21 protein-coding genes are annotated in these 24,945 nt (G+C 56.7%); 15 read left to right on the plus strand and 6 right to left on the minus strand.

Going from position 1 to position 24,945, the window contains the following annotated elements; genetic code table 11:
• Window positions 1-55: 55 nt before the first annotated feature.
• A complete protein-coding gene (locus ACQE2I_RS11875; protein ID WP_427028299.1) occupies window positions 56-1,030 on the minus strand; it encodes a malate dehydrogenase in 975 nt (324 codons plus the stop codon).
• 271 nt (window positions 1,031-1,301) lie between these two features.
• On the opposite strand from ACQE2I_RS11875, the gene ACQE2I_RS11880 reads away from it, so the two are divergent.
• Window positions 1,302-2,423 carry an efflux RND transporter periplasmic adaptor subunit gene (locus ACQE2I_RS11880; RefSeq protein ID WP_427028300.1) on the plus strand — a complete coding sequence of 374 codons (1,122 nt, stop codon included), beginning with the start codon at window positions 1,302-1,304 and terminating at the stop codon, window positions 2,421-2,423.
• Window positions 2,407-5,478, plus strand: a complete 3,072-nt coding sequence (locus tag ACQE2I_RS11885) for an efflux RND transporter permease subunit (protein WP_427028301.1) — start codon at window positions 2,407-2,409, stop codon at window positions 5,476-5,478. Before ACQE2I_RS11880 ends, ACQE2I_RS11885 begins: the two co-directional genes overlap by 17 nt.
• 99 nt (window positions 5,479-5,577) lie before the next feature.
• Here the strand turns inward: ACQE2I_RS11885 and rsd are convergent, their stop codons facing one another.
• Entirely contained in the window at window positions 5,578-6,066 is a 489-nt protein-coding gene (gene rsd / locus ACQE2I_RS11890; RefSeq protein WP_427028302.1) for a sigma D regulator, read from the minus strand.
• A gap of 365 nt (window positions 6,067-6,431) precedes the next feature.
• Between rsd and ACQE2I_RS11895 the strand changes: the two genes are divergently transcribed.
• The 13 genes from ACQE2I_RS11895 (at window position 6,432) to ACQE2I_RS11955 (ending at window position 19,260) form a co-directional block, all read left to right on the plus strand.
• Window positions 6,432-8,717: a bifunctional salicylyl-CoA 5-hydroxylase/oxidoreductase gene (locus tag ACQE2I_RS11895; protein WP_427028303.1), complete on the plus strand. Its 2,286-nt coding sequence runs from the start codon at window positions 6,432-6,434 to the stop codon at window positions 8,715-8,717.
• Window positions 8,714-9,499, plus strand: a complete 786-nt coding sequence (locus tag ACQE2I_RS11900; RefSeq protein ID WP_427028304.1) for an SDR family NAD(P)-dependent oxidoreductase — start codon at window positions 8,714-8,716, stop codon at window positions 9,497-9,499. Before ACQE2I_RS11895 ends, ACQE2I_RS11900 begins: the two co-directional genes overlap by 4 nt.
• Entirely contained in the window at window positions 9,496-9,954 is a 459-nt protein-coding gene (locus ACQE2I_RS11905; protein WP_427028305.1) for a MarR family winged helix-turn-helix transcriptional regulator, read from the plus strand. Before ACQE2I_RS11900 ends, ACQE2I_RS11905 begins: the two co-directional genes overlap by 4 nt.
• 24 nt (window positions 9,955-9,978) lie before the next feature.
• Window positions 9,979-10,791, plus strand: coding sequence for an enoyl-CoA hydratase family protein (locus tag ACQE2I_RS11910; protein ID WP_427028306.1), 813 nt, complete (start codon window positions 9,979-9,981; stop codon window positions 10,789-10,791).
• Window positions 10,791-11,924 (plus strand): acyl-CoA dehydrogenase family protein, encoded by a 1,134-nt coding sequence (locus ACQE2I_RS11915; protein WP_427028307.1) that lies wholly within the window; start codon window positions 10,791-10,793, stop codon window positions 11,922-11,924. The genes ACQE2I_RS11910 and ACQE2I_RS11915 overlap by 1 nt, the downstream gene beginning before the upstream one ends.
• Before the next feature lie 126 nt (window positions 11,925-12,050).
• Window positions 12,051-13,724: a benzoate-CoA ligase family protein gene (locus tag ACQE2I_RS11920; RefSeq protein WP_427028308.1), complete on the plus strand. Its 1,674-nt coding sequence runs from the start codon at window positions 12,051-12,053 to the stop codon at window positions 13,722-13,724.
• A 41-nt stretch (window positions 13,725-13,765) separates the two neighbouring features.
• Window positions 13,766-14,908 carry an ABC transporter substrate-binding protein gene (locus tag ACQE2I_RS11925; protein WP_427028309.1) on the plus strand — a complete coding sequence of 381 codons (1,143 nt, stop codon included), beginning with the start codon at window positions 13,766-13,768 and terminating at the stop codon, window positions 14,906-14,908.
• Between the two features lie 63 nt (window positions 14,909-14,971).
• Complete coding sequence (locus tag ACQE2I_RS11930; RefSeq protein ID WP_427028310.1) at window positions 14,972-15,892, plus strand: branched-chain amino acid ABC transporter permease; 921 nt, start codon at window positions 14,972-14,974, stop codon at window positions 15,890-15,892.
• Entirely contained in the window at window positions 15,885-16,964 is a 1,080-nt protein-coding gene (locus tag ACQE2I_RS11935; RefSeq protein ID WP_427028311.1) for a branched-chain amino acid ABC transporter permease, read from the plus strand. Before ACQE2I_RS11930 ends, ACQE2I_RS11935 begins: the two co-directional genes overlap by 8 nt.
• Window positions 16,957-17,709, plus strand: a complete 753-nt coding sequence (locus ACQE2I_RS11940; protein WP_427028312.1) for an ABC transporter ATP-binding protein — start codon at window positions 16,957-16,959, stop codon at window positions 17,707-17,709. The genes ACQE2I_RS11935 and ACQE2I_RS11940 overlap by 8 nt, the downstream gene beginning before the upstream one ends.
• Complete coding sequence (locus tag ACQE2I_RS11945) at window positions 17,702-18,382, plus strand: ABC transporter ATP-binding protein (protein ID WP_427028313.1); 681 nt, start codon at window positions 17,702-17,704, stop codon at window positions 18,380-18,382. Before ACQE2I_RS11940 ends, ACQE2I_RS11945 begins: the two co-directional genes overlap by 8 nt.
• Window positions 18,383-18,427: 45 nt before the next feature.
• A complete protein-coding gene (locus tag ACQE2I_RS11950) occupies window positions 18,428-18,835 on the plus strand; it encodes an acyl-CoA thioesterase (protein WP_427028314.1) in 408 nt (135 codons plus the stop codon).
• An 11-nt stretch (window positions 18,836-18,846) separates the two neighbouring features.
• A complete protein-coding gene (locus tag ACQE2I_RS11955) occupies window positions 18,847-19,260 on the plus strand; it encodes a RidA family protein (protein WP_427028315.1) in 414 nt (137 codons plus the stop codon).
• A gap of 35 nt (window positions 19,261-19,295) precedes the next feature.
• Here ACQE2I_RS11955 and ACQE2I_RS11960 read toward each other — a convergent pair whose 3' ends face one another.
• The 4 genes from ACQE2I_RS11960 to ACQE2I_RS11975 all read right to left on the minus strand — a co-directional run bounded on the left by ACQE2I_RS11960 (window position 19,296) and on the right by ACQE2I_RS11975 (window position 24,827).
• Window positions 19,296-20,159, minus strand: a complete 864-nt coding sequence (locus ACQE2I_RS11960) for an alpha/beta hydrolase (protein WP_427028316.1) — start codon at window positions 20,157-20,159, stop codon at window positions 19,296-19,298.
• 27 nt (window positions 20,160-20,186) lie between these two features.
• Window positions 20,187-20,687 carry a disulfide bond formation protein B gene (locus ACQE2I_RS11965; RefSeq protein WP_427028317.1) on the minus strand — a complete coding sequence of 167 codons (501 nt, stop codon included), beginning with the start codon at window positions 20,685-20,687 and terminating at the stop codon, window positions 20,187-20,189.
• Entirely contained in the window at window positions 20,684-22,327 is a 1,644-nt protein-coding gene (gene gshA, locus ACQE2I_RS11970) for a glutamate--cysteine ligase (protein ID WP_427028318.1), read from the minus strand. Before gshA ends, ACQE2I_RS11965 begins: the two co-directional genes overlap by 4 nt.
• Window positions 22,328-22,472: 145 nt before the next feature.
• Window positions 22,473-24,827, minus strand: a complete 2,355-nt coding sequence (locus ACQE2I_RS11975) for a Tex family protein (RefSeq protein ID WP_427031460.1) — start codon at window positions 24,825-24,827, stop codon at window positions 22,473-22,475.
• Window positions 24,828-24,945: the final 118 nt, after the last annotated feature.

Below are 24,945 nucleotides of genomic sequence, written 5' to 3' on the forward strand. Positions count from 1 at the left end.
TGGCTTACGGGGTTTGGCGTTGACTGGCGCTTATCTAACGCGTCAGCAGGCGCATTTAGCCGAGCAGGTGCTCGACGGCTGCACGCTCTTCACGCAGTTCTTTCTCGGTGGCTTTCATCTTCTCTTGGCTGAATGCGTCAATTTCGAAGCCTTGAACGATTTCATACTTGCCACCCTGGCAACGCACTGGGTAGGAGTAGATGATGCCTTCTTCAATGCCGTAGCTGCCGTCAGACGGAATCGCCATGCTGACGATACCTTTGGAACCCAGCGCCCAGTCGTGCATATGGTCGATGGCTGAAGAGGCAGCGGAGGCGGCAGAAGAAGCGCCACGTGCTTTGATGATCGCCGCGCCGCGCTGCTGCACGGTGGGGATAAAGTCGTTTTCGTACCAGTCGCGCTCAACCAGATCAAACGCCGCTTTGCCGTCGACTTTGCACTGAGCCAGATCCGGGTACTGGGTGGCACTGTGGTTGCCCCAGATGATCATGTTTTCAACGTCAGTGACGTGCTTACCGGTTTTCTGTGCCAGCTGCGTTAGCGCACGGTTGTGGTCCAAACGCGTCATGGCGGTGAACTGACCCGCGTCTAGATCCGGTGCGTTGCAGGAAGCAATCAGCGCGTTGGTGTTAGCCGGGTTACCGACTACCAGCACTTTCACATCGCGGCTAGCGTGGTCGTTCAGCGCTTTACCTTGAACGGAGAAGATCGCTGCGTTGGCTTCCAGCAGGTCTTTACGCTCCATACCGGGGCCACGCGGACGTGCGCCAACCAGCAGGGCGAAGTCAGCATCTTTGAAGGCTACGTTCGGGTCATCGCTCGCAACGATATCTTGTACCAGCGGGAAGGCACAGTCGTTAACTTCCATGACCACGCCGTTCAGGGCGTCCATTGCCTGAGGGATTTCAAGCAGCTGCAAAATGACAGGCTGATCCGGCCCCAGCATGTCGCCAGCGGCGATGCGGAATATAAGTGAGTAGCTGATCTGACCGGCGCCGCCGGTAATCGCAATACGTACTGGATCTTTCATCATTGCTCCTTGATTGGTTCGCCTAGGGATGGTTCGCGCCTGAGGAGTGGCTCAACAGAACTCAAGACGCAAAGATGGTATGCCCAGTGAAGCAAAAACTCAATCAGACATGAGACTACTTGCCATTTGAGCTACCGACTATTGACACAGTGCCTTGTTACTCGCTGAAAAGGTTGGGTTGCGCTATGGTGTCTTCGGCTTAACACTCCTTTCTTGTATTGCTATTTCTTACACTGCTATTTCTTACACTGCTATGGACATGGACGCCCCCATGCGAAGAATCCCCTTTTCTTACGCCTTGGCTAGCCTATTGGTGCTGGCACTGATGATATGGCTCGCCTTTGGTAATTTCCAGCGTTTTCAGACCACACCTCCAGATGCTCCTGAACGCAGTGAAGCGGGTGCTAGGGTGGAAGTTATTGAGCAGCAAAGCATTGCCTATATCCCCCAGCAAATTGTGCAGGGCCAACTGACAGCAGAGCGTGAAACCACTCTGCGCGCCAATGTAGCCGGCTTTGTGGCTGAAAAGCCGATTGCTCAAGGTAGTCGCGTTGAGGCGGGCGACACGCTATTAGTGCTGGATAACGACGCCCTGCCCGAGCAACTCCAACAGGCCCGAGACGAGCTAGCCGTGGCCGAAGCGGAGTACGCTGGGGCACGCAACCTGCGCCAGCGGGAGCTGATCTCGCAACCCGAGCTACTGCGCCTGCAGAGCGCGCTAAGCGCCAGTGCTGCTTCGGTGGCCCAGCTACAGAGTCAACTGGATGACAGCCGCCCCACCGCACCGTTTGATGGCGTTCTTAACCGCGTACAGGTAGAGCTAGGCGACCTGCTTCAGGCCGGTGAGGAGTGGGGCCAATTGGTCGACGACCGCCGCTTGAAAGGCGTGGCCTGGGTCTCCCAGCAGCAGGTGGGCGATTTAAGTGTGGGTTTGCCGGTTAGCGCTCGCCTGCTAAATGGCGACCATTTAGCAGGCGAGCTGACCTTTATTAGCCACCGCGCCGAAGAGGCTACGCGTAGTTTTTATATTGAAACCACGCTGGAGAATCCAGCCGGTAAACGCTTAGCAGGCGGCAGCGCGGAACTAACGATCACCCTTCCTCCTCGCCAAGTGCATACCCTTTCACCAGCGCTACTCAGTTTGAACAGCGAGGGGCAACTGGCGGTCAAGCATCTGGATGAGAACGACCAGGTGCAGCAGAGCGCCGTGGAGCTGGTGAGTACCGATACACAGCGTGCCTATATCGCCGGCCTACCCAACCCGCTGCGCCTGATCACACTCGGCGCGGGCCTGGTGGAAACGGGCGAAACGGTCACTCCAGTGCCTGCTGAAAAGGCCATTATTTCGCAATCGCCCACTGGCCAGGATAGCACTCATGCGCCAGTTGATTGATGCGGCGCTAGCCCATACCCGAACAACATTACTGCTGCTGGCAAGCCTGCTATTGGCGGGAATTACCGCCTGGCAGGTAATCCCTAAAGAAGCCAACCCCGACGTTACGATCCCAATGATTTACGTCTCGCTGTCGCTGGAGGGCGTGAGCCCCGAAGACGGTGAGCGGCTGCTGATTCGCCCTATGGAGCAGGAGCTGCGCGGCATTGAGGGGCTGCGCAAATTTACCGCCCAATCTAGCGAGGGGCATGGCTCTATCACGCTGGAGTTCGATCCTGGTTTTGATCCCGACACCGCGCTAAGCGATGTCCGCGACCGGGTGGACATTGCCCGTAGCGAACTACCTTCCGAAGCTGATGAGCCACGGGTGATGGAAGTCAACGTGTCGGAATTTCCGGTTTTAACCATTGGTCTTTCGGGCCAGCTAGACATTCGAGAGCGCATTACCATTGCCCGGCGTTTACAACAGGAAATCGAAGGCATTGCCGACGTGCTCGAAGTCGATATTGCGGGTGAACGGGAAGACCTGCTGGAAATCGTCGTGGACCCGCTGGTACTCGAGAGCTACGGGGTCGATTTCGATGCGCTGTTTAATCAGGTATCGCGCAATAACCGCTTAGTCGCGGCGGGCAGCCTGGATACCGGCGCGGGGCGCCTGGCGTTAAAAGTCCCCGGTATTATTGCCTCCCTTGACGATGTTATGAATATGCCGGTCAAGGTCGATGAGGATCGCGTGGTCACCTTCGGCGATGTGGCGTGGATCAACCCAACCTTTAAAGAGCCGGAAGGCTTTGCCCGCATTGATGATCAGCCTGCGGTGGTGCTGGAAGTTTCCAAACGCGCCGGGGCCAATATTATCGCTACCATTGGTGCGGTGCGCGAGCGCTTGGCAGAAGCGGATGACCTGCTCCCCGAGCAGCTGCGCTTCACCACCATTCTTGATGAGTCGACTACCGTTGAGAATATGCTCTCCGAGCTATTAAACAACGTACTGACCGCCGTGGTGTTGGTGCTGATTGTCGTGGTCGCGGTGATGGGCTGGCGCATGGCGTTACTGGTCGGGCTTACCATTCCCGGCGCCTTCTTAACCGGCATTCTATTGGTGTGGGCATTTGGCTTTACGCTCAATATTGTGGTGTTGTTTGCGCTGATTCTGGTGGCGGGCATGCTAGTGGACGGCGCGATCGTGGTCAGCGAGCTTGCTGATCGCCATTTACGTGATGGTCAACCCCCACATCAGGCGTGGCTCAACGCCGCTTCGCGGATGAGTTGGCCGGTCATCGCCTCCACCGCCACGACGCTAGCGGTGTTTATTCCCCTGCTGTTCTGGCCCGGTGTGGTCGGCCAGTTTATGAAGTACCTGCCCGCCACGGTGATTTTGTGCTTACTGGCGTCGCTTGCAATGGCGCTGGTGTTTTTGCCGACGCTAGGGCGTTTGTTTACTCGTTCCTCTGCTAAGCCCACCGATGCCAAACATGAAGAGGCCGCAACGGCATTTGGCCGCGGCTATCGCCACCTACTGGCTAGGCTGCTCAAGCACCCTGCCTGGGTACTGTTGGTCGCCGTGCTATTAATGGCGCTGCTGTATACCGGCTATGCCCGCTTCAACCACGGCGTCGATTTTTTTCCCAGCGTAGAACCCGATAGCGCTCAAGTATTAGTGCGCGCCCGAGGTGATTTCTCCGCGGAAGAGACTGATGCCATTGTGCAGCGAGTAGAAGCCAAGTTGTCCGGTATGAGCGAAGTGAGAGCGCTGTATGCACGCTCGTTTGCGGTACCCAATGAACAGATGGGCAACGACGTGGTCGGCATGCTGCAGTTTCAGTTTATCGACTGGCATGAGCGCCGCCCTGCCCAAGCTATTCTCGACGATATGGCCGAGCGAGCCCAGGACATTCCCGGCATTACGCTAGAGTTTCAGGAGCAGGAGATGGGCCCCGGCGGCGGCAAACCGATTGTGCTAGAAGTGAGCGCCACTAACCCCGAGGTCGCTGATACCGGCGTTAACCAGTTAGCCCAACTGATGCGCGAGCTGGGTGGCTTTGAAGATATTCAGGATAACCGCAGCCTGCCGGGCGTCGAGTGGCAGGTTGATGTCGATCGTGAAGCCGCGGCGCGCATGGGCACCGACGTGACGACCATCGGTAGTGCGGTGCAGTTGCTCACCACCGGCCTTCAGGTGGCCAGCTATCGGCCGCCCGAGGTAAGTGACGAAGTGGATATCCGCGTGCGCTTGCCGCAAAACTGGCGTTCGCTGGATCAGCTTGAGCGCTTGACGATCAATACCCAGCGGGGCCAGGTGCCCATCTCGCACTTTGTAACGCTCTCCCCGGCACCTAAAGTCGGCACGCTGAATCGCATCGATGGCCGCCGGGCGATTACCATGGATGCCGACCTTGCGCCAGGCTATCTCGCCGATGAGCGCCTGCGTGCGCTGCTCGATGCGGGAAGCGACAGCCTACCCGACGGCTTGATGGTCAATGTGGCGGGAGAGCAGGAGGATCAACAGGAAGCGATGCAGTTCCTGACCAGCGCGTTCCTGGTGGCCATTGGTTTGATGGCGTTGATTCTGGTCACCCAGTTCAATAGCTTCTATCAGGCGGGCCTGGTGCTTTCCGCAATTGTGTTCTCCACCGCAGGCGTGCTGATGGGCCTGCTGATTACCGGCCAGGCGTTCGGCATTGTCATGGTGGGGATGGGGGTGATCGCGCTGGCGGGTATTGTGGTCAATAACAACATTGTATTGATCGATACCTACAACGAGCTGTGTGGCAACGGTATGACGCCCGGCGAAGCGGCTCTGGAAGCGGGCTGCCTGCGCCTGCGTCCGGTGCTATTAACAGCGATTACCACGGTGCTAGGGTTGATGCCCATGGTATTGGGTATCAATGTGGATCTATTCACGCCCGCATTGGGCTTTAATGCGCCCTCCGCCCAGTGGTGGACTCAGATGTCGAGCGCCATTGCCGGCGGCCTCACCTTCGGCACCGCACTCACGCTACTGCTTACGCCTTGTATGTTGGTGATTGGGGGGAAGTTGCGGCGTGAGGGGTGAGTGGTGAGTGGTGAGTGGTGAGTGGTGAGTGGTGAGTGGTGAATAGTGAGTGGTACCGCTACGAAAGCGCCGCGTGGCGGCGCCTGTTCGATAAGAGCATTAAGCGGGGGCTTTGGTGTTTTGCGGGCTGTGAGCGGCGTGCAAGCGTGCGATTAACTGGTCTTCCAGGGCAAAGCGTTCGGTCAGGCCGCGGGCTAAGCGATCGATCCAGGCCGGAAGGCGGGCAATATTTTGCTCGCAGCTGAGCGTGGAGCCAAAATCGCTATCAAACTCCAACACCATCTCAGTCGACATTTCTAAACGCTCAAGCAGTTTCTCCGCGATGAGAAGCGCGCCTTCATCGCCAAAGGCCTGCGCCTCTTTCGAGAGTTGCGGATAAATCTCAAAGTGACCGGCGCTAATGTAGTCCATCAACTGCTCACTAAACGTATCAATGGGCGCCTTGCTGACCGCTTCCAGTTCAGCATCACAGGCTTCCTTCAACTCGATAAAACTGACTAATAGATGGCGACGCTGGCCCAGCCAGCGGTCAATCAATGTGTGCACGCCACCCCAGCGCTCCTGAGTATTTTTACAATTTTCGAGCATGGGGACTTTCTCCTTAAACTCGCCTTTTAGCCAAGCAGCTTTTAACTACGCAACTTTTAACTGTGCTTAGCCGCTCAGAACTTAGCCGCTCAGAACAATGATAGGCCTAGGTTCGCGCCTTCGCCTACCTCTGTCAATCCCGTCGGGTACGGTTTCTTTGGTACTTAACGTTCACAGGTAATAACGCTTTTAACTATGGCCTATCATGATGCTCGCACCTTCCAGTCAGCATGGCGCGTAAAGGGCGGCTGTTGGATAGCAAACACTTACTACAATATACTTTAAGTATAAATATTTTAAGCTTGAATTTTATCAATATCTCTCCTATCTTCAGAAAAGCGCTAGCTTCCCTGTGGAGAACAACAATGAGAATTGCCTGCCTGGGTGGAGGGCCTGCCGGCCTCTATTTCGCCATCAGCATGAAACTGCAGGAGCCTTCCCACGACATCGTGGTATTTGAGCGCAACCGCGCAGACGATACCTTTGGCTGGGGCGTGGTGTTATCCGACGAAACCCTGGACAACCTGGCAGCCAACGACCCGGTCAGCGCAGAGCGTATTCGCGAGCATTTCGCCTACTGGGACGATATAGCGGTTGTGCATAATGGCGTTAAAACCGTTTCGACAGGCCATGGCTTCTGCGGCATTGGCCGTCGCCAACTACTGGTTCTGCTACAACAGCGCGCTCGCGAACTGGGTGTTGAAATGCGTTTCGAAGCTGATGTCAGCGATACCAATATTGATGAGTATCGGCGTGAGTATGATCTGGTACTGGCCGCCGACGGCCTTAACTCCCGCACCCGCCAAACCTATGCCGAGCACTTCAAACCCGACATTGATGTGCGGGCATGTAAGTTTGTTTGGCTGGGTACGCATCAAACGTTCAACGACGCCTTCACGTTTATTTTCGAGAACACCGAGCATGGCTGGGTGTGGGCCCATGCGTATCAGTTTGATAACGATACGGCGACCTTTATTGTCGAGTGCAGTGAGGCCACCTGGCAGGCGTTCGGCTTTGGTGAGCTGAGCCAGCAGGAGTCGATAGCGGTCTGCGAACGGATTTTTACCAAACATCTTGATGGTCATGCGCTGATGACCAATGCCAACCATATTCGCGGCTCGGCGTGGATCAACTTCCCAAGAGTACTCTGCGCGCGCTGGAGCTATGAGAACGTGGTGTTAATGGGCGATGCTGCAGCCACCGCCCACTTCTCGATTGGCTCGGGCTCCAAACTCGCGCTGGAAAGCGCTATTGCACTGGCGAACTATTTACATAGCGAAAGCAGTATGGCTGCTGCCGTCGCCCGCTACGAAGAAGAGCGCCGCTTCGAGGTGCTGCGCTTACAGTCAGCGGCGCGCAACTCCACCGAGTGGTTTGAGCAGGTAGAACGCTACCTGGATCTCGACCCGGTACAGTTCAACTACTCGTTACTGACCCGTTCCCAACGCATTAGCCACGAAAACTTACGGGTGCGCGACCCCAAGTGGCTGGAGAGCGCCGAGCGCTGGTTTCAAACTCAGGCGGGCAACCCTGGCAGTGCCCGCGCGCCGATGTTTGCGCCTTACCAACTGCGCGATATGACGCTTATCAATCGCGTCGTGGTCTCACCCATGGCGCAGTACAAAGCGGTAGATGGCTGCCCCACCGATTGGCACTTTAGCCACTACGCCGAACGCGCTAAAGGCGGCGCTGGCCTAGTATATACCGAGATGACCTGCGTCAGCCCCACCGGACGAATCACCCCAGGGTGTCCCGGTTTGTACGCCCCAGAGCACGAAGCAGCCTGGAAGCGGCTATGCGATTTTGTCCACGCGGAAACCCAGGCCAAACTGTGCGCCCAACTGGGTCACTCCGGCCCGAAAGGATCTACTCAACTGGGCTGGCAGGAGATGGATGCCCCGCTTGCCGACGGCAACTGGCCGATACTGTCAGCCTCTGCTCAACCGTGGGCAGAGCGCAACCAAGTACCCAAGGCGATGGATCGCGATGATATGGATCGGGTGCGCGACGAGTTTGTCAGCGCAGCACAGATGGCCGAGCGTGCGGGCTTCGATATGATCGAGATTCACGCCGCCCACGGCTACCTGCTCTCTTCGTTTATTACCCCACTCACCAACCACCGTAGCGATGAGTATGGTGGTTCGCTGGATAACCGCCTGCGCTACCCGCTTGAGGTTATTGCTGCGGTGCGTCGCGTTTGGCCCGCCCATAAGCCGCTATCGGTGCGTATTTCCGCCCACGACTGGCGCGGCGATGAAGGCATTACCCCTGACGATGCGGTGGAAATAGCCAAGCGGCTGCGCGACGCGGAGGTGGATATTGTCGACGTCTCGGCCGGGCAGACCTCAACCCAGGCCAAGCCGGTGTACGGGCGCATGTTCCAAACGCCCTTTTCTGACCGGATCCGTAACGAAGCATCAATTGCCACCATGGCGGTGGGCAATATTTATCAGGCCGACCACGTGAACTCAATTTTGATTGCCGGACGTGCCGATTTAGTCTGCATCGCCCGCCCTCACCTGGCTGACCCTTACTGGCTGCTGCACGTCGCTGCCGGTTTGGGTGACAGCGAAGTGGAGTGGCCTGCGCCCTACCGGGCAGGTGCCGATCAGCTCCAGCGCTTGGCTGAGCGTGGCGAGGGCTGGGTATGAGCCTACCAGCTAACAACTTATCCACTAACAACCTGGCCTCTAACAACCTGGCCGGCAAACGCGCCGTGATTACCGGCGGTGGCAGCGGCATCGGCGCTGATATGGCATTGGCCTTTGCCCAAGCGGGCGCCGAAGTCATCATTACCGGCCGCCGGGAGGCTGCCCTTCAAGCCGTTGCCGAGCAGCATGATGGCATTCGTACCGCCGTGGTCGATGTCACCGACGAAGCCGCCATGGTGGCGCTATTTGAGAAAGTAGGCAGGGTCGATATTGTGATCGCCAACGCCGGGGCGGCAGAGAGTGCGCCGTTCGCTAAAACCTCGTTTGAGCAGTGGCAGCGCATTCTCAACGTTAATCTTAGCGGTGTGTTTTTGACTCTACGCGAGGGCTTAAAGCAGTTGAACGACGGCGGGCGCCTGATCGCCGTTGCCTCCACTGCAGGCCTTAAAGGCTACGCCTATGTGGGCGCTTACTGCGCGGCGAAACATGGCGTGGTGGGGTTAGTACGTTCTCTGGCGGCTGAAACCGCCACTCGCGATATGACCGTTAATGCGCTCTGCCCGGGTTTTACCGACACGCCGTTACTGGCCGCCAGCGTGGAGAATATTGTGACCAAAACCGGCCAGTCAGCCGAACAGGCCACCGCGCACTTTCAATCGACCAACCCCACCGGCCGCTTAGTCACCCCCGCGGAGGTCACCGCAACGGCCCTATGGCTATGCGGGCCTAACAGTAGCGCAATTAACGGCCAGGCGATCTCAATCTCAGGGGGTGAAGTATGACGGCAGAAAGCTTAAGCAAGGAGCGCCTGCGCTTATGGCTGCGCATGCTGCGGGTCACGCGGCAGGTGGAGTCCGAGCTGCGCGAGCGCCTGCGTACCGAGCATGACTCTACGCTGCCGCGCTTTGATGTGATGGCCGCGCTGTATGCCGCTGAGGAGGGCCTAAAAATGAACGAGCTCTCCAAACGGCTGCGGGTTTCTAACGGCAACATTACCGGGATTATTGATCGCTTGGTGGAGGATGGTGCCGTGGAGCGTATTGCCATTGAGGGCGACCGGCGCGCTACGCGGGTATGCCTGACCCAGGCTGGCCGGAAAAACTTTAGCGGCATGGCCGTTGAGCATGAGTGCTGGATTAACGCGCTGTTTGAAGGCGTAACTGAAGAGGATGCCCACCATATAGGCGAACTCCTGCACCGCTTGCCCGCTTCTGCTAACGACGGCGGCCCCCATTAATCATTGACAGGCGAGAACAATAAGATGAAAAGCATGGCTGGCTTAACCCCCGAGCATTTTATCTGGGAAATGCGCGGTGATGTCGCCGTTATTCGGTTGAATCGCCCGGAGCGCAAAAACCCGCTGACCTTTGAGAGCTACGCTGAGCTGCGCGATACCTTTCGTGATCTAGCCTACACCTCGGATGTGCATGCCGTAGTGTTTACCTCCAACGGCGAAAACTTCTGCTCCGGCGGCGATGTGCATGAAATCATCGGCCCGCTGGTGGGCAAAGATATGAAGGGCCTGCTCGAATTCACCCGCATGACGGGGGATCTGGTCAAGGCGATGCTCAACTGCGGAAAACCGATTATTGCCGCCGTGGACGGCATTTGCGTGGGGGCGGGGGCGATTATCGCCATGTCCTCGGATATTCGCTTTGCCACCCCCCGCGCCAGCACGGCGTTTCTGTTTACTAGGGTAGGCTTGGCGGGCTGTGATATGGGCGCCTGTGCCATTCTGCCGCGCATTATTGGCCAAGGCCGCGCGGCAGACCTGCTCTACAGTGGCCGTAGCATGAGCGCTGAGGAAGGCCTGCAGTGGGGCTTTTACAACCGCGTGGTCGAGCCGGACGTCCTTGAAGAAGACGCCATCGCCTACGCCACCCGACTAGCTAACGGCCCCACTTTTGGACACAGCATTACCAAGACTCAGCTAAACCAGGAGTGGTCGATGAGCCTGGAGCAGGCCATCGAATCGGAAGCCCAGGCCCAAGCGATCTGTATGCAAACCAACGACTTTGAGCGCGCTTACCACGCCTTTGTCGCCAAACAAAAACCTGAGTTTAAGGGGGACTGATGAGCGACCAGCGCTTTCTAACATGGCCCTTCTTTGAAGCCCAGCATCGCGAGCTTTCCGAGCAGCTTGAGGCGTGGTGCCACGCTGAACTACCCCGTGACCACAACGATGTGGATGCCACCTGTACCCAGTTAGTGCGCGACCTGGGCAAAGCGGGCTTTTTACAAGGCACGGCGGGTGAACATATCGACGTTCGCAGCCTGTGCCTAATTCGCGAAACCCTCGCCCGCCACGACGGCTTGGCCGATTTCGCCTTTGCCATGCAAGGGCTGGGCACCGGCGCGATTAGTCTGTATGGCAGTGACGAACAGAAGCAGTGGCTGGATAAAACCCGCCGAGGTGAAGCTATTTCCGCGTTTGCCCTTAGCGAGCCCCGCTCGGGCTCTGATGTGGCCCAACTGGATACCACCGCCGAGCGCGATGGTGATAGCTACCGTTTAAATGGCGAAAAGACCTGGATCTCTAACGGCGGCATTGCCGATATCTATACAGTCTTCGCCCGCACCGGCGAAGGCCCGGGCGCCAAAGGACTTTCCGCGTTTTTGGTACCTGCCGATACCCCAGGCCTGGAAATTCGTGAACGCCTGGAGTCAGTGGCGCCCCACCCGCTGGCGCGGTTGGGCTTTAACGATATGGTGCTGCCGGTTAGCGCCCTGATCGGCCAGCCGGGTCAAGGTTTTCGGATTGCCATGTCGGTGCTGGATGTTTTCCGCTCGACGGTAGGCGCCGCGGCGCTTGGCTTCGCCCGCCGGGCGCTGGATGAATCACTATCGCGTAGCCGCTCTCGCGAGCTGTTTGGCGCCACCCTTTCAGACCTACAGATGGTGCAGGGCCACTTAGCCGATATGGCGCTCAATGTGGATGCCGCCGCCCTGCTGGTCTATCGCGCCGCTTGGACCAAAGACCAAGGCGCAGAGCGCGTTACCCGTGAAGCCGCGATGGCCAAGCTATTTGCCACCGACCAGGCCCAGCAGGTGATCGATCAAGCCGTGCAGCTACACGGCGGTGACGGCGTTCGCAAAGGCCACATTATCGAAAGTCTCTACCGCGAAATCCGCGCGCTGCGTATTTATGAAGGTGCTTCCGACGTACAAAAAGTCGTTATCGCCCGCAGCATGCTCGCGGAGGAGTAATCAGCAAAAAAACCGCATCGCAGTACCCAAAACAATAAACCACAACACCAGACACCGTATCCTGATAACGCCTCACGTAGAGGCGTCGTTAGGAATAAACAACGACTCTAAATACGGAGGTTGGTCATGTACATCCAGTCGGCTCATGCTGATACTTTTGCGCGGGATAACCTGCCACCCACTGATGGTCAGCCTGAGTTTCTGCTCGCGGGCTACGATTACCCTGAACGCCTGAACGCAGGCGTTGAATTATGCGATCGATTGCTCACCGAGGGCTACGGTGAACGCATTGCCTTAGCGGGCAACGGCCGACGACGCAGTTACCGCGAGCTCACCGAATGGACCAACCGTATTGCCCATGTGCTGGTGGAAGACCTTGGCGTTGTGCCTGGCCAGCGGGTGCTGGTTCGCTCCGCCAATAACCCGGCGATGGTGGCCTGCTGGCTCGCCGCCACCAAGGCAGGTGCGGTGGTGGTTAACACCATGCCCATGCTGCGCGCTCAAGAACTCTGCCAGGTGATCGATAAGGCAGCAATCAGCCTGGCGTTATGCGATACCCGCCTTCTGGATGAATTGAATGAGTGCCAACAACACAGCCCTGTGCTCAAACGTATTATTGGCTTTGACGGCACCGCTAACCATGACGCGGAACTGGATCGTTTAGCATTGAGCAAGCCCATCGCCTTTGATGCCGTGGATACCGCCGCCGACGATGTGGCGCTGCTGGGCTTTACCTCCGGCACCACCGGTTCGCCCAAAGCCACCATGCACTTTCACCGTGACTTACTGGTGATTGCCGATGGCTACGCTAAAGAAGTCCTACAGGTAACCTCAGAGGATGTGTTTGTTGGTTCGCCACCGCTGGCGTTTACCTTTGGGCTGGGCGGGCTAGCAATCTTTCCGCTGCGCTTCGGGGCCACTGCCGTGCTGCTCGAACACGCCTCCCCGCCCAATATGATGGACATTATCCGTGAGTATCAGGCAACGGTGGTGTTTACCGCACCCACGGCATATCGCGCCATGCTCTCCGCCCCTACCCGTCATGAAGATTTAAGCAGCCTACGCGTCGCGGTTTCCGCTGGCGAAACCCTGCCTGCGCCGATTTATCATGACTGGATCAAGCAAACCGGCACACCGATCCTTGATGGCATAGGCGCAACAGAAATGCTGCATATTTTTATCTCCAATCGCCTGGATGACCATCGCCCCAACTGCACCGGCAAACCGGTGGCAGGCTACCAGGCACGTATTGTTGATGACGAGATGAATGATGTGCCCCGCGGCACGGTAGGTAAGCTTGCCGTGCGCGGCCCTACCGGGTGTCGTTACTTGGCCGATAAGCGCCAGCAAAAATACGTCAAAGAGGGCTGGAATATTACCGGCGATGCGTTTTATCAGGATGAGGAAGGCTACTTCCATTTCGCCGCGCGCAATGACGATATGATTGTCTCAGCGGGCTATAACATCGCAGGCCCCGAGGTAGAATCGGCACTCCTGGCCCACCCCGCCGTTAAAGAGTGCGCGGTGATTGGCGCACCGAGTGAAAAGCGTGGCCAAATTGTCGAGGCTTTTGTTGTTCTAAACGATGGATTTCAGCAAGATGAAGAGTGTCAGCAAATGTTGCAGGATTTCGTGAAGCAGACCATTGCGCCGTATAAGTACCCTCGCTCCATACGTTTTATCGAGGCGCTACCTAAAACAGCCACGGGTAAGGTTCAGCGTTTTCGGCTGAGCCAAGCGTATTACCCGAGCCCTGACTCTTCTTGCAACAACGCTAATCCTACAAAAACTAATGTATAACCCTCTAAGTAATAAAACGATTAAATAATGAGGAAATAGCTATGAAAAAAATTACTCGCTTAGGCCTTGGTTTACTGCTCTCTTCAAGCGTGCTGACGGCACACGCTGAAGACGTCAAAATCGGTATGATCACCACCCTGTCAGGCGGCGGTTCGCATCTGGGTGTGGATGTTCGTGATGGCTTTCTGCTCGCTCTTGAGCAGTCGGGCCGCGACGATGTGGAAGCCTTGATCCAAGACGACGCTAGACGTCCTGACTTGGCGCGCAGCTTGGCCAATGAGTTTATGCAGCGTGATGAAGTCGATATTCTGACCGGTATTATCTGGTCCAACCTGGCGATGGCGGTGGTGCCTACAGTGACACGCCAAGGCACCTTCTACCTCTCACCCAATGCCGGGCCTTCCGACTTAGCAGGTCGCATGTGTCACGAGAACTACTTCAACGTGGCGTATCAGAACGACAACCTGCATGGGGCGATGGGTGCTTACATGCGTGAAGAGGGCTACGAGCGCCCGATCATCATGGCGCCCAACTACCCAGCAGGTACCGATGCGCTGGCGGGCTTTAAGCACCTTTATGAAGGCGAAGTCGTCGGCGAGCTTTACACCCAAATGGGCCAGACCGACTACGCCGCTGAAATTGCCCAGATTCGCGATAGTGATGCCGACAGCCTGTTCTTCTTCTTACCCGGCGGTATGGGTATCTCGTTTATGAAGCAGTGGGAAAGCTCCGGTGTCGATATGCCAATCTTTGGCGCCGCCTTCTCGTTTGATGAAATCCTCATCAAAGCGGTGGGCAGTGCCGCGATTGGCGCACGCAATACCTCGCTATGGGCTTACGACCTGGAAAACGAAGCCAATGATCGCTTTGTCGAAGGCTTCCAAGCCGCCTATGAGCGCATGCCGACCCTTTACGCGGCGCAGGGTTATGACACCGCCAACCTGATTCTTAGCGCGCTTGACACCGCCCACCCCGATGACAAAGACGCCTTTCGCGAAGCCCTGCGGGCCGCCGACTTTGACAGCGTGCGCGGCGAGTTCCGCTTTGGCCCTAACCATCACCCCATTCAGGACATCTACGTACGTGAAGTCGTAGAAGGTGACGATGGTGAACCCACCAATCGTCTGATCGGTGTCGCGATTGAAGATATTCAAGACGTCTATTTCGAAGAGTGCCAGATGTAATATCGCTGCGGCTGGGTGTGATCACCCAGCCTTTGCTCTTTTCCTTCGCAAAGGATGTTTGACGTGTCCGTTACCCTGCTAATAGAGCAACTGCTTAACGGCGTACAGCTCGGCACCATGCTGTTTTTAATGGCCAGCGGCCTCACGCTGGTGTTCGGTGTGATGGGGCTGATCAATCTTGCCCACGGCTCTTTTTATATGGTCGGGGCCTATGCCACGGCCGCAGTGACTGCCTCGACAGGCTCCTTTTTAATTGGGCTGGGGGCTGGCATGGCGGCAGCGGCCCTGGTCGGCGCGCTGGTGGAACTAATCGTTATCCGCCGTCTCTATCACCGCCCCCACCTTGACCAGGTATTGGCGACCTTTGCGCTTATTCTGATCTTTTCTGAAGGCACGCGCTGGATCTTCGGGTCGTCGCCCATGCGGCTTAGCCCGCCTTCCTGGTTAACCGGGTTCGTCACCCTACCGGGGGATACTCGCTACCCGATTTATCGGCTAATGCTGATTGGCGTGGGGATTGTTATTTCCATCGCGTTGTACTTGCTGATCTCTAAAACACGCTTAGGTATGCGCATTCGCGCGGGTGAAAGCGACCGCGAAATGATTGGTGCCCTCGGAGTGAATATTGCCAAACTGTATACCGTCGTGTTTGCCTTGGGCGCAGGTTTGGCAGGCTTAGCCGGAGCATTGGTAGGCGCGCTGCAATCGGTTCAAGTGGGCATGGGCGAACCGGTGCTGATTCTGGCCTTTGTGGTGATCGTGATTGGCGGTATCGGCTCAATTAAAGGCGCGCTTCTGGGTGCCCTGCTAGTGGGTGTGGTCGATACCTTGGGGCGCGTCTATTTACCCATCTTTTTCCGTGTATTTATGCCGCCCTCAGAGGCGACCGGTGTCGGCGCGGCGCTGGCCGCGATGCTGATCTATATCCTCATGGCCGTTATTCTTGCGTTCAAGCCCAAGGGACTGTTCTCTGCTCATGACTAATAACTCTTCTCTGTCTAAGAGCGATGCCCTGTCGAAGAACACGACCCAGGGCACTGCTGACATTGCGCTAGCGAGCAAAGCAGATAGCCACTTTGATCGCAAAGGCCTAGTGCAGATGGCGCTGCTCGGTCTGCTATTTTTGCTCCCTGTTGCGGCTTATTTTCTGGGCCATATCTATTACGTCAATTTGGCTTCACGGATCACCATCATTGCTATGGCCGCTGTAGGGCTTAATCTGGCGATTGGCTATGGCGGCATGGTGAGCTTTGGTCATGCAGCCTACTTCGGCCTGGGTGGCTACGTGGCAGGCATCAGCGCCTATCACGCCTTTGATGTTACGCCGTTTATGACCTGGCCCATTAGCGTATCGGGCAGCGATAGCCTGCTGGTAGTGTGGCTGGCCGCCGCTGTACTCTGCGCGCTGCTGGCGCTGGCGATCGGCGCTATTTCACTGCGCACTACCGGGGTGTATTTCATCATGATCACCCTCGCCTTCGCGCAGATGATTTATTACTTCGCCAACTCCTGGCCAACCTATGGCGGCGAGGATGGGCTGCCGATTTATATACGTAACACCTTACCCCTGGTCGATAGCAGCAATGCGCTCACCTACTTTCTTATCTGCTTCATTGGGCTTGTGCTGGCGATGGCAATTACCTCGCGTTTGATGAAGTCCCGCTTTGGTGCAGCACTCACCATGGCGCGGCTTAATGATGTGCGCCTTGCCACCGCGGGTATCAGCCCTTATCCCATTCGCCTGGTAGCCTTTGTCATCTCAGCGGCGATTACCGGGCTTGCCGGTGCGCTCTATGCAGATCTCAACGGCTTTGTTAGCCCGAACATGCTCAGTTGGCACTTCTCTGGTGAACTGATGGTGATTGTTATTTTGGGCGGCGTGGGGCGCCTTTATGGCCCGCTGGCCGGGGCGGTGCTGTTTGTGATGATGGAGACCTTCCTGGGGGGTGTCACCCAGTATTGGCAGCTATTCCTGGGCTTAGTGCTGCTTGGCGTGGTGCTGTTTGCCAAGCACGGCGTGATGGGTTGGCTGGCCGGGAGGGAGCGCAATGAGTGATGTCGTTCTTTCACTACAAAACCTGCATAAACACTTTGGCGCACTGCAGGCGACCAGTGATGTATCGCTGGATCTTCAGCAAGGCGAAATTCACGCGCTGATTGGCCCCAATGGCGCGGGTAAGTCGACGTTGATTGGCCAAATCGCTGGCAATATACGCCCGGATGAGGGGCGTGTTTTTCTAGCCGACACCGAGATCACCGGTATGAGTATTGCCCGGCGCGCACGGCTTGGGCTGGGGCGTAGTTTTCAGATTTCATCGCTGGCAGAGCCGTTATCGGTGATGCGTAACGTGATGATGGGCGTTCAAGCGCTGCAGAGTCATAGCTTGCGCTTCTGGAAACCCGTGGCAACGGATCAGCAGCTGCTTGAACCGGCTTATCAGGCGCTGGAGCGCATGCAGCTTAGCCATCGTCTCTGGACACCAGTATGTGAGCTTTCCCACGGTGAGCGCCGCCAGGTGGAAGTGGCCTGCGCCCTAGCCCTGAAGCCCCGCGCGCTGTTGCTCGATGAACCCATGGCGGGCCTGGGCCCAGAAGGTTCGGCAAAACTGACCGAGCTGCTTGAAGCCCTCAAGCTGGAAGTGCCTATTTTGCTGATTGAGCACGATATGGAAGCGGTATTTCGGCTTGCTGACCGTATTTCGGTACTGGTCTCCGGCAGCGTTATTGCCCATGGCGATAGTCAAGCGATTAGGCAGGACCCACGCGTCCGTGAAGCCTACCTGGGGGATTCTGATGCTTAAGGTTGCTGATATTGAAACGTTTTATGGCCCCTCCCAGGCGCTCTTTGGCGTCAACCTTGAAGTGAGCGCCGGTGAAATGGTGGCGTTGATGGGCCGCAATGGTATGGGCAAAACCACCACCATTCGCTCGATATTTGGTCTAACTCAAGCTAGCCGCGGCACTATTGAATTTGAATCTCAAGATATACGCCGTTTGCCCGCTTACCGTATCGCTAAAGCGGGGTTAGGCTTGGTGCCTGAGGGGCGCCGCTGCTTCCCCAATTTATCGGTGCGCGAGAACCTGCTGGTGACGGCGCGACCAGGCGAGTGGACGCTGGAGAAAGTGGCAACGCTGTTTCCGCGTTTAGAGGAACGCCGCGCGCAAATGGCCAAAACCCTCTCCGGTGGAGAGCAGCAGATGCTCGCCATTGGCCGTGCACTAATGACCAACCCACGCTTGCTGGTGCTGGATGAGGCTACTGAAGGCTTGGCCCCCGTCATTCGCCAGGAGATTTGGCGGGCGATCCGGCTGCTCAAGGCGCAAGGTCAGGCGACATTGCTGGTGGATAAGTCATTGGGTGAAATTCTGCCCATCGCTGACCGTTGCAGCATTTTAGAAAAAGGCTGCACGGTGTGGAACGGCAAGCCAACCGCGATGGACAGCACCATTCGCGACCGTTACCTGGGTGTGTAGTTGAGCATAATGTGTAGTTGAGCATAAACAGGGAGGAAAATAATAATGGCATTCATTGCCCAGCGGAAAGTCCGCTTTCAGCACTGCGATCCGGCGGGGATCGTTTTTTATCCGCGCTATTTCGAGATGCTTAACTCCGTGGTGGAGGATTGGTTTGCGGAGATCGTGCACCACGACTTTAACCAACTGCATGTGAAAACGGGCATGGGCGTGCCCACCGCCGCTATCGATACCCAGTTTCATGCGCCTAGCCGGTTGGGTGAACGGCTTACGTTTGAGTTAGCGGTTCAGTCTATGGGGCGTAGCAGCCTGACCCTCCAAATCGTCGCTTATTGCGGTGAGCAAAAGCGTTTAACCAGTGATTCAACCCTTGTATTTGTGGATTTAAGTAGCGGTAAGTCGATGCCATGGACCGAGGCAATACGCCAGCACATTACCGTTGATAACCGATAAGGATAGCCATAATGAGTGACGCCAACTTTCATCAGCTTCTTCACCCTTCGCATTGGAAACCTGCCATCGGCTACGCCAACGGCGTGCTCGCCTCAGGCCAGACCATTTTTGTCGGCGGGCAGGTTGGTTGGAATGCCGACCAGGCATTCGAAAGCGATGACTTTGTCGTGCAAGTAAATCAGGCGCTGCAGAATATCGTGGCGATTTTAAAAGAGGCCAATGCAGGCCCTGAACATATCGTCCGTTTAACCTGGTATGTGACGGACAAGCGGGAGTATTTGGCCCGGCTTAGAGAAGTAGGTGGAGCTTATCGCGAGGTACTTGGCAAGCATTTTCCAGCGATGACCATGATTCAGGTAGCAGGGCTAGTCGAAGATCAGGCCAAGGTAGAGATCGAAGTGACAGCAGTAATTCCTGCGATATAAAGTATATAGACAGCGCCTCTAGCGGGGCGCTGCTATTAATCGTGAAACCCTTTGATCCACTCTACAAAGCAGCCATCGCCAAGATAATGCTCAAGAATCGAGAAGTGATCTACCTCGGGGAGTAGCTGCTGAGTGACGTTTTGGCTCTGCTCGCTTAAATGCTCACTATAGGCGCTCATCTGGCGCGCAAACTCTGCTGACTCCAGCGCTCCTGCTACTAGCTTAACCTCAGCAGGCACTCGGCACGCCAGCCATAATGGGCTGAACTCCTGCACGTCGCGACCCGTTAGCTGAAGTTTGGGTTGCAGCCACGACCAGGAAAAGGGTCGCAAATCGTATAAACCACTAACGCACAGCGCACCACGAATCAGTTGGTTGGGCAATCCAAAAATACCTTCCCAGTCCGTCGACATTAGCAGCGCGCATAGATGCCCGCCTGCCGAATGCCCCGAAATACTCACCTGCTCAGGGTCGATGCCTAACTCAGCGGCATGCGTGTAAACGTAGGCCACTGCCGCCTGACTCTGCCGCACCAGTTCGCTAAAACGTACCTGTGGGCAGAGCGCGTAGTTAACCACCGCGACCGTAATCCCCGTTTTGACCAAGTCATCAACGATAAAGCTAAATTCACGGTGGCTTAAAGAGCGCCAGTAGCCGCCGTGGAAAAATACATGCACCGGCGCTTGGGGGTTATCAGCATGAGGTGCATCGGCATGAAAGATATCCATGCGCTCTGCGAGAGAGGAGCCATAAGCAAGACCGAGCGTGGTGCGATGGTTAGCTCTTGATGCCTCGCTACGCTCACGCCAGTTCTTTACCAACACCGTCGGGTCACGCCCCATCATCGGGTCGTAGGCACGATCGATCTCCTCTTGGGTCGCAAAGTGCTGATAAAGCATGCGAGGCTCCTTACCGCTGACGGGTTGCTAGCTCCGAGGTTTAAAAAACAGCATCCGCAGCGGGGCGATCGCCAGAATGACAAAGCCGATTAGCGTCCAGGCAGGCAGTGATAGGCCTAGTAACGAGAAATCGATATTGGCGCACTCCCCCGAGCCGGTTAACACCATGGAAACCACATCCTGCATGGGTAGGATATCCATCATGTAATCAAGCCCAGGGCCGCAGGAAGGCACTTCATCGGCTGGCAGGCCCTGTAGCCAAACATGGCGTCCGGCGATAAACGCGCCGGTGCCCACGGCAACTAACGCCAGCAAGCCATAAATTATGTTACCCACACGCCCAGCGGGGCTGTGGATAGCAGCAATCGCAAACACGATGCCCGCAGCGATCACCGCCACACGCTGAAAGATACACAGCGGGCAGGGTTCAAAGCCACCGATATGCTCGAGGCCCAGGGCTACCGCCATCATTAACACGCAGAAGGCTAAACCGGCCAGGGCAACCGAACGGTATGAGTGCAGGATCATTGACGAACCTCAGATGGCAGCGCTGAAAGAACGCGGGACTCACGCGCTTTGGTGAAATAGACCTGCAAGAACTCTTCGAACGTCTCTTGATCAGCGGCTTCAATATCGTGCTGCTGCTGGTGCGAGGTCTCAATCAACTGGGCAAGTAGCGCTTCGCGACTGCGCTGCATGGGCTCGGCTTTCAATTGCGCGGCCTGCTCTTGCGCAAGGCTTAACATCAAATCGTTAAGCGACCCGCCGTTCTCCTTCAGCCGTTGAAGCACCTGCGCAGATGGCGTTAGCGAAGGGTCTGCAAGGCGTGGTGCAAGGCTTGCCAGTGCGTCAGCGTGAGGAGCTCCTTCCTCGACCGCATCCAACAGGCGGGCAACCTCCCCCATCTCTGCGAATATTTGCTCGCCCCACTCCTGTACCGAGGTGGATTTGCCGTGGTTAAACAGCGTGAGTTCAGGGTCCCGGCCGCGCTCAACGACCCAACGGCGGTTGTCGTCCAGGCGGTCACACTCTTCGTCGGAGATCCACGGGCTGTCGCTGAGCAGGCACCACATCAAGAAGGTATCCACAAAGCGCATCTGCTCTTCAGTCACGCCAAGGGGATCGAAGGGGTTGAGATCCAGACAGCGAACTTCAATGTACTCCACGCCGCGGGCTTCAAGCGCCTGACTGGGTGTTTCGTTGTGCGTGGCGACCCGCTTGGGGCGAATATCGCTATAGTATTCGTTTTCGATCTGGAGAATATTGGCGTTTAACTGGCGCCACTCACCACCCTCGTTAACGCCCATTTTTTGATAGTCGGGCCAAGGCGAAGAAATCGCGTGACGCAGGGTATTTACGTAATTGGAAAGCGAGTTAAAACAGATTTTAAGCTGCGACTGTACCTTGTTCTGGTAGCCCAGATCCGACATACGCAGCGTCGTCGCGTAGGGCGCAAAGTAGGTGTCGTCACTGAGCGACTGCAGCTTTTCAGGCACTTTTTTGTCGTCGGGCAAAAAGCTCTTATCGATCGCGGGTGAAGCGCCAAACAGATAGAGCAGTAACCAGCTATGGCGACGAAAATGGCGAATCATGCCGAAATAGCGGGTGGAGCGGTAATCGTTGAACGGAATATTGGTGGCTTTTTCCATTTCACGCAGGGCGTGCCACATATCATCCGGCAGCGAGACGTTGTAGTGAACGCCGGCAATCGCCTGCATGATGCGGCCATAACGCATGTCCAACCCTTTACGGTAAACATGCTTCATGGTGCCCACATTTGAGCAGCCGTAGTCGGCAATCGGCACGCTGTCGTTACCGGAAAGCCTGGAGGGCATGCTGCCCGGCCAGATCCACTCATTTTCAAGGTGGTGATAGGTGAACGTGTGCAGGTCAGACAGAAAACACAGCGCTTCACGGGGGTCTGAATACACCGGCGTAATGTACTCTAACAGTGACTCTGAGTAATCCGTGGTGATATGCGGGTGCGTCAGCTTAGAACCCAGCGCATACGGGTGCGGCGTTTGTACAATATGGCCTTTGGCGTCGACTCGCAGCCCCTCTTTTTCGAGCCCACGACGCAGACGGCCTAACCGACCAAGGCGCGCACTGGGTATCAGGCGCTCGACTTGCGCGGTCAGCGCAGATGGCACAGTGAGTGGTTCAGGCAAGGTGAACACTCCTTGTCAAGAAGGCCCGCCGACAGCAGGCCTTGGTGTAGTCAGGTGGCATCGCCATCATCGCTATTTCAAATAGACAACAGGATATGGCGGCAACGATGTTTTTTTCAAGACACGGTTTTTTCAAGACACGCGACTATTTGCCGCCACGCGCTTTTAATAGGGCTGCACCTAGCGCACCCATGGGGGCTGGCGCTGCGGCGGGCTTAGCGCTGTTACGCTGCCCCCGAGACGGCTTGCGGTTCGCGTTGTGATGATCGCTAGAAGAGCGATTGCTCTTATTATCGCTCTCTTCTTCCGGCTGGTCATCCAGACGCATCGACAGCCCTACCCGCTTGCGGGGGATATCGATACTCATCACTTTAACGGTGACAATATCCCCCGCTTTGACCACGCTGCGCGGATCATCAATAAAGCGATCCGAGAGTGCCGAGATATGCACCAAGCCGTCCTGATGGACGCCGATATCCACAAAAGCGCCGAAGTGCGTCACGTTGGTGACTGTGCCTTCGAGCACCATGGAAAGCTTGAGGTCATTAAGGGTTTCGACACCTTCGCGGAACTCAGCAGCTTTGAATTCGGGGCGCGGGTCGCGGCCGGGTTTATCCAGCTCTTTGAGGATATCGTTAACCGTTGGCACCCCAAAACGCTCATCGGCAAAATCAGCGGGCTTCAAGGCTTTTAACGCGCCGCTATCACCAATCAAACCGCGTACCTCGCGGCCACTCTGCTTGGCGATGCGCTCCACCAATGGGTAAGCCTCTGGGTGTACGGCGCTGGCATCCAAGGGGTTGTCAGCGTTATGAATACGCAAGAAACCGGCGCACTGCTCGAAGGTTTTGGCACCCAGTCGGCTGACGTCTAACAGCTCTTTACGGCTTTTGAAAGCGCCTTTCACATTACGCTGAGCGACGATATTCTCGGCCAACGCAGCGCTCAGGCCCGCCACCCGGGAAAGCAGTGCGCTGGAAGCGGTATTGAGGTCGACACCCACGGCGTTAACACAATCTTCAATCACCACTTCCAGGCTGCGCGACAGCTGTACCTGGGAAACATCGTGCTGGTACTGGCCCACGCCGATCGATTTGGGCTCGATTTTAACCAGCTCGGCGAGCGGGTCCTGCAGGCGACGACCGATGGAGACGGCACCGCGCACGGTGACATCGAGATCCGGCATTTCCCGCGAGGCGTACTCAGAGGCGGAGTAAACCGAGGCGCCCGCCTCAGAGACCATCACTTTGCTTAAGCGGTGTGCGGGGGCCAGTGCTTTAAGTAGTTCACCTGCCAGCTTATCGGTTTCCCTACTGGCAGTGCCGTTACCCACAGCAATCAGCTCGACGCCATGCTGTTTGACCAGCTTGGCAAGCACAGCCAGTGACTCATCCCAGCGGTTTTGTGGCGCGTGAGGGTAGATGGCGGTGTGATCGACAAACTGCCCGGTGGCATCAATCACCGCGATCTTACAGCCGGTACGCTGGCCGGGGTCGATGGCAAGCGTCACTTTCTGCCCCGCCGGTGCGGCCAGCAGTAGGTCTTTTAGGTTGGCAGCAAACACTTCAATGGCGGTGAGCTCTGCCTGTTCACGTAAGCGGCCCAACAGCTCGGTTTCAAGCGCAGTGTAGAGCTTCACCCGCCACGTCCAGCGCACGACTTCGGCTAACCATTTATCCGCTGCACGGCCCTGGTCGCTAATACCAAACTGCTTGGCAATCGCTAACTGGGCAGGATGAATAGGGGCATCGTCTTCGCCGGGTAGACGAATCGACAGACTCAATACGCCTTCGTTACGGGCACGGAACATTGCCAGGGCGCGGTGTGATGGCGCTTTGGCAAGCTTCTCATCGTGCTCGAAGTAGTCGGAGAACTTGGCGCCTTCCTGCTGCTTGCCCTCCAGCACGCGGGCACTGAGCTCGCCCTCTTGCCACAGCCGTTCGCGCAGTTGGCCGATCAATTCAGGGTCTTCGGCGAAGCGCTCCATCAGAATCTGCTTGGCGCCATCCAGCGCGGCTTTAGCATCTTCAATGGCGGGAATATCGCCCTCTGCCGGACGCAGATAGTTGGCGGCTTCGCTATCAGGATTAAGCGTTGGGTCAGCCAGCAGGGCATCCGCCAGCGGTTCAAGCCCTGCTTCGCGGGCAATCTGCGCTTTGGTGCGGCGCTTTTTCTTAAACGGCAGGTACAAATCTTCCAGCCGTTGTTTGGTCTCTGCAGCGTCAATGCTGGCTTTCAGCGTAGCATCGAGTTTGCCCTGCTCATCTATGGCGGCTAGCACTGCAGCGCGGCGCTCTTCCAGTTCGCGCAGGTAGCGCAGGCGTTCATCCAACTGGCGCAGCTGAATATCGTCCAGCGCGCCGGTGACTTCTTTACGGTAACGGGCGATAAACGGCACAGTGGCACCGCCATCCAGTAGCTCCACCGTGGCGGATACTTGCTCGGGTCGTACGCCAAGCTCAGTGGCTAGGCGGGAAATAATACGCTGATTGACATCCATAAATTGCAACTAACTCATGCAGCATTTTTTAGTGCCAACAAGGTATCACAAACGCGCCACGGCTGGCATGACTTGCGGCATTAGCGGCGCCTGCGTAAAAGCCAGGCCGAATATATTG

Origin of the sequence: Halomonas sp. H2 (assembly GCF_050215315.1) — a bacterium.
GTDB lineage: Bacteria > Pseudomonadota > Gammaproteobacteria > Pseudomonadales > Halomonadaceae > Vreelandella.